7 protein-coding genes are annotated in these 5,231 nt (G+C 68.6%); 1 reads left to right on the top strand and 6 read right to left on the bottom strand.

Annotated features, from left to right (window positions below; translation table 11 throughout):
* The coding region (locus tag ACFDTC_RS14695) for an AMP-binding protein (protein ID WP_375259638.1) at positions 1-601 on the bottom strand (601 nt) is incomplete at its 3' end.
* 65 nt (positions 602-666) lie between these two features.
* Here ACFDTC_RS14695 and ACFDTC_RS14690 point away from each other — a divergent pair.
* On the top strand, positions 667-1,287 hold the full coding sequence (locus ACFDTC_RS14690; RefSeq protein WP_375259637.1) for a helix-turn-helix domain-containing protein: 621 nt from the start codon (positions 667-669) through the stop codon (positions 1,285-1,287).
* Between the two features lie 16 nt (positions 1,288-1,303).
* On the opposite strand, the gene ACFDTC_RS14685 is transcribed toward ACFDTC_RS14690, so the two are convergent.
* The 5 genes from ACFDTC_RS14685 to ACFDTC_RS14665 all read right to left on the bottom strand — a co-directional run.
* The gene (locus tag ACFDTC_RS14685) at positions 1,304-1,534 is read right to left on the bottom strand and encodes a hypothetical protein (protein ID WP_375259636.1); all 231 of its coding nucleotides are present in this window, start codon (positions 1,532-1,534) and stop codon (positions 1,304-1,306) included.
* Between the two features lie 62 nt (positions 1,535-1,596).
* Positions 1,597-2,889 (bottom strand): branched-chain amino acid ABC transporter permease, encoded by a 1,293-nt coding sequence (locus ACFDTC_RS14680; RefSeq protein ID WP_375259635.1) that lies wholly within the window; start codon positions 2,887-2,889, stop codon positions 1,597-1,599.
* The gene (locus tag ACFDTC_RS14675; protein ID WP_375259634.1) at positions 2,886-3,896 is read right to left on the bottom strand and encodes a branched-chain amino acid ABC transporter permease; all 1,011 of its coding nucleotides are present in this window, start codon (positions 3,894-3,896) and stop codon (positions 2,886-2,888) included. Before ACFDTC_RS14675 ends, ACFDTC_RS14680 begins: the two co-directional genes overlap by 4 nt.
* A gap of 76 nt (positions 3,897-3,972) precedes the next feature.
* Complete coding sequence (locus ACFDTC_RS14670) at positions 3,973-4,797, bottom strand: ABC transporter ATP-binding protein (protein WP_375259633.1); 825 nt, start codon at positions 4,795-4,797, stop codon at positions 3,973-3,975.
* Positions 4,794-5,231 (bottom strand): ATP-binding cassette domain-containing protein (locus tag ACFDTC_RS14665; protein ID WP_375259632.1); only part of this gene is annotated, 438 nt, incomplete at its 5' end. The genes ACFDTC_RS14670 and ACFDTC_RS14665, both read right to left, overlap by 4 nt.

Below are 5,231 nucleotides of genomic sequence, written 5' to 3'. Positions count from 1 at the left end.
TGTCGCGCAGGTCGTACCAGTCGCGGTGCATCATCCGCCGCGCCCAGATCGCGCGATGCGCGTGGCCGACGGCGCGCGGTCGCCCGGAGGTGCCCGACGTGTAGACGATGTAGGCCAGCCGGTCCGGATCGCCCAAGTCCCAGGGCGAGGGCGGCAGGTCGCGCCACGCGGCCATGTCGGTCGGGTCGAAGACAGGCGCATCGGTCGGGGCGCAGGCGATGGCGGGGTCGCGCAAAACCGCGCGCGGGCGCAGCGCGGCGATCATCGGCGCCACCTCGGCCTCGGTTAGCTGCGACGAGGTCGGCACCGGCACGAGGCCCGCCGCGATCGCGCCGAGATAGGCGATCGGGAAATCGACCGTGTTGCCCAGCCGCATCAGCACCACGTCGCCCGGCCGCAGCCCTTCGCGCAGAAGCCCCGTCGCGGTGCCGCGCACTGCGGCGATCAGGCGCGCGTAGCTCCAGCGCTCGGCGCCGGTGGTGTGGATCACCGACAGCGCGATGCGGTCGGGCACGGCAGCGCCGGCCTGCAGCACATGCGCGGCGAGGTTGAACGGGGCGGGGCAGGGCGCCGGGGCGCCTTCGTCGTACACGGACAGCATGGGGTGCATTAGGCCGCGCCCGCCCCCGCTTGCAAGCGCCGGGGCGCGGGCCTAAGAGGCCCCGCATGGACCGCGATCCGAAATCCCTGATCCGCATTGCCCGCGAAAGCGGCGAGACCCACGGCGCCGAGCCGGTCGACCTGGCAGCGCGCGTGCGCAGCCTGCGCAAGGCGCGCGGCTGGACGCTGGAACAGGCGGCGCGGCAGGCGGGGCTGGCGCGCTCGACCCTGTCGAAGATCGAGAACGGGCAGATGTCGCCGACCTACGAGGCGCTCAAGAAGCTGGCCGTGGGTCTCGACATCTCGGTGCCGCAGCTGTTCACGCCACCGCGGCAGGATCGCGCCACCGGCCGCATGGCCGTCACGCGCGAGGGCGAGGGCGCGACCCAGCCCACCGCGACCTACGAGCACCGCCTGCTGGCCGAAAGCCTGTCGCAGAAGAAGATGCTGCCCTACCGCGCCCGCGTCCGGGCCCGCACGATGGACGAGTTCGACGGCTGGGTGCGCCACGACGGCGAGGAATTCCTGTACGTGCTGACGGGCATCGTGCGGCTCTACACCGAGTATTACGAACCGGTGGACATGCGCCGCGGCGACAGCGCCTATTACGACGCCACGATGGGCCACAACGTTATCTCTCTCAGCGAGGACGACGCGACGATCCTGTGGGTGACGTCGCTGGCCTGACCCTTGCCGTCGTCCGCTAATGCAGGTGCACCGAGAGCGGCAGCGCCATCGCCTCGATCTGAAGCACGTCCTCCAGCTCTTCGCTGGCCTCGAACAGGGTCAGGTCGTTCGAGCGGGCCAGAAGACGCACCAGAGCGTCGCGGTCGGGCGGCGGGTGGCGCAGCTCGTCGTCGCGCAGGCGGGGAAAACGCTGCTCGAGCAGCGCGCGAATGGTGTCCCACCGTTGCGCGACAAGCGACCAATGCATGGCGGCCCGTACCTCCCCGGAACATGGTTAACCCGGGCCGCGTTTGCGTCAATCCCTAACCGTCAGCGCTCGGGCAGCAATCCCCTGGGCGAGAAGCGCAGGACCACCAGCAGGATGATCCCCATGGTCAGCAGCCGCATGTGCTGCGCCGCATCCGCAAGGCTGGCCTGGAACGGGCTGCCGGCGGGCAGCACGGCCCCGATCATGGCGGCCAGGCCCTGGGCCATCGGCTCGACCTGGACCCAGAGGAACCAGATCAGGAAGCCGCCCAGCACCGCGCCGAGGTTGTTGCCCGAGCCGCCGACGATCACCATCACCCAGATCAGGAACGTGTAGCGCAGCGGCTGGTAGCTGCCCGGCGTCAGCTGCCCGTCGAGCGTGGTCATCATCGCGCCCGCGACGCCGCAGATCGCGCTGCCCAGCACGAAGACCTGCAGGTGCCGCGCGGTGACGTTCTTGCCCATGGCGCGGGCCGCGGTCTCGTTGTCGCGGATCGCGCGCATCATCCGGCCCCAAGGCGAACTCAGCGCAAGCTGCGCCAGCACCAGCAGGACCACCAGCACGATCGCGAACAGGATCGAGTAGCCGAACTTGACGTAGAGCGACGACGCCGTCGTCGGATCCATGCCCAGCGAGGCCGCGCGCTCGACGAAGCCGGGATCGTTCTGCAGGTCGATCTCGTAGGGCACGGGGCGGGGCAGGCCGATCACGTTCTTGACGCCGCGCGCCAGCCAGTCCTCGTTCTTCATCACGGCGATGATGATCTCGGCGATGCCCAGCGTGGCGATGGCCAGGTAATCGGACCGCAGGCCCAGCGCCGTCTTGCCGATGATCCAGGCGGCACCCGCGGCCAGCACGCCGCCCACCGGCCAGGCGAAGACCACCGGCAGGCCGAGCCCGCCGAGATAGCCGGTCTGGGCCGAGTTGACCGCCTCGACCGCACCGACGCCGGCGTCGAAGACCCAGCGATAGGCGAAGAAGCCCGCGACCAGAACCGCGATCATCAGCCATGCGCTGCGTGCGCGCCGCCACGCCATCACGCCCGCGACCACCGTCGCGGCTCCCAGCGCGAGGCCGAGCAGGATGCGCAAGCCGCCCGCGCCCCACGCCTCGGGCACCGGCGGCATCGAGGTCAGCACGACCGCCAGCCCGCCCAGGGCGACGAAGCCCATGACGCCCACGTTGAACAGGCCCGCGATGCCCCATTGCAGGTTCACCCCCAGCGCCATCACGGCGCTGACAAGCCCCATGTTCAGGATCAGCACGGCGGTGTTCCAGCTTTGCAGGAAACCGGTGCCCAGGATCAGCACCGCGACCAGCGCGAACAGCAGCGGCGCCTTGAGCGTCTGGCTCATACCGATTTCCCCCGGAACAGGCCCGTGGGGCGGAAGATCAGCACCACCACGAGGATCATGAACGAGACCGCGAACTTGTAGTCCGTGCTCAGCAACTGGACGAGGCCGTCGGGTTCCAGCGCCTGCGGCATGGCGTATTCCAGAACCTTCTTCCAGGCATAGGTGATCGCCACCTCGGAGAAGGCGATGACGAAGCCGCCGACGATGGCGCCCACCGGGCTGCCCAGGCCGCCGACGATGGCGGCGGCGAAGATCGGAAGAAGCAGCTGGAAGTAGGTGAACGGCTTGTAGGACTTGTCGAGACCGTAGAGCACGCCCGCCACGGTGATCAGCGCGGCCACGATCAGCCACGTCACGCGCTCGACCTTCTCGGGGCTGATGCCCGACAGCAGCGCCAGGTCCTCGTTGTCGGAATAGGCGCGCATCGACTTGCCGGTGCGGGTGCGGTTGAGGAACCAGAACAGCAGCGCCACGACGATCACGGCCGTGGCGACGGTGATACCCTGCGTCGTGCGGATCGCCAGACCTTCCTCGAGACCGGTCATGTCGCGGAATTGCCGCGCGTTGATGATGAACCGCTCGCCATCGGCGAAGTTGCGGTCGTCGGGGCCCAGGATCACCCGGGTGATGCCGTTGTAGACGAACATCACGCCGATCGAGACGATCACCAGGATCACCGGCTTGGCTTTCTGGCGGCGGTAAAAGCGATAGACCACGCGGTCGGTCGCCAGCACCAGAAGCGCGGTCCCCGCGATGCCGAAGGGAATGGCCAGCAGCGCGGTGGGCAGCACGCCCAGGCTCGCGCCCATCGACTGGAACCACCAGGTGAACAGGATGGTGACCATGGTCCCGAAGGCCATCGTGTCGCCATGCGCGAAGTTCGAGAACCGCAGGATGCCGTAGATCAGCGTGACCCCCAGCGCCCCCAGCGCCAACTGCGCGCCGTAGGCGACCGCCGGGACGATCACGAAATTCGACAGCGCCACGATGGCGTTGAGAAGATCCATCAGGAAACCCTTGTCGCGTTGCGGCGCGCGAACGCCGGTGTCGTCGGCGCGCCGCGCCGGAAGCCCGTCATGCCCGTCATCCGCCCAGGAACGACCGTCGCACCTCGGGGTCGGCCAGCAGGTCGCGGCCGGTTCCCGTATGCGCGTTGCCGCCCTGCACCAGCACGTAACCCTTGTCGGCGATCTCGAGCGCCTGGCGCGCGTTCTGCTCGACCATGAGGATCGAGATGCCGGTGCGCGCCACCTCGATGATCCGGTCGAAGAGCTCGTCCATGACGATGGGCGAGACGCCGGCGGTCGGTTCGTCCAGCATCAGAAGCTGCGGCTTGGTCATCAGCGCGCGGCCGACGGCGACCTGCTGGCGCTGGCCGCCCGACAGCTCTCCGGCGGCCTGGCGGCGCTTGTCGCGCAGGATCGGGAACAGGTCGTAGATCTGCTCCATCGTCGGGCGAAAATCGTCGGTGCGGATGAACGCACCCATCTCGAGGTTCTCCTCGACGGTGAGCGAGGTGAAGATGTTGGCGTTCTGCGGCACGAAGCCCATGCCCTCGCGAACCCGCGCCTGCGGGGTCAGGGCCGTGATGTCGTGCCCGTCCAGCGTGACCGAGCCCTGGCGCAGGTCGAGCATGCCGAACACGGCCTTCATCGCGGTGGATTTGCCGGCGCCGTTGGGGCCCACGATCACGGCGATCTCGCCGCGCTCGACGGTGATGGTGCAGCCCTGCAGGATGTCCGCGCCGCCATAGCCGCCGACCATGCCCTCGGCCGCGAGGAACGCCTTGCCCGGCGCGTCGGTGGCGGTGCCGCCCTTGCGGAAGCCGTCGACCTCGCCGATGCCTTCGGGGTTGCCGATCGACCGGTCGCGGTTTCCGCGGTCGTCCTGGTAGGGATTGCCGCTCACGACACCGCCTCTTTGTTCTTCAGGCCGGTGCCCAGGTAGGCCTCGATCACCTGTTCGTTGGCCTTGATCTCGTCGATCGTGCCCTCGGCCAGCACACGGCCCTCGGCCATCACGATGACCGGGTCGCACAGGCGGCCGATGAATTCCATGTCGTGCTCGATCATGCAGAAGGTGTAGCCGCGCTCGCGGTTGAGCCGCAGGATCGCGTCGCCGATCGTGTTCAGAAGCGTGCGGTTCACCCCGGCGCCGACTTCGTCGAGGAAGACGATCTTGGCGTCTACCATCATCGTGCGGCCCAGTTCGAGCAGCTTCTTCTGACCGCCTGACAGGTTGCCGGCGCGCTCGTCCTTCAGGTGCGAAATCGTCAGGAAATCAAGGACCTCGTCGGCTTTCTTCAACAGCGCGGCCTCTTCGCGCGCGATGCGCGAGCGGCC

It is taken from the genome of Citreimonas sp. (assembly GCF_042096055.1).
Taxonomy (GTDB): Bacteria; Pseudomonadota; Alphaproteobacteria; order Rhodobacterales; family Rhodobacteraceae; genus Citreimonas.
This window is presented reverse-complemented; position numbering and strand designations above follow the sequence as displayed.

Bases quoted from the DNA above. Each gene is read 5' to 3' on its own strand.
- ACFDTC_RS14690 (WP_375259637.1), top strand. From the start codon at position 667: ATGGACCGCGATCCGAAATCCCTGATCCGCATTGCCCGCGAAAGCGGC.
- ACFDTC_RS14685 (WP_375259636.1), bottom strand. From the start codon at position 1,534: ATGCATTGGTCGCTTGTCGCGCAACGGTGGGACACCATTCGCGCGCTG.
- ACFDTC_RS14680 (WP_375259635.1), bottom strand. From the start codon at position 2,889: ATGAGCCAGACGCTCAAGGCGCCGCTGCTGTTCGCGCTGGTCGCGGTG.
- ACFDTC_RS14675 (WP_375259634.1), bottom strand. From the start codon at position 3,896: ATGGATCTTCTCAACGCCATCGTGGCGCTGTCGAATTTCGTGATCGTC.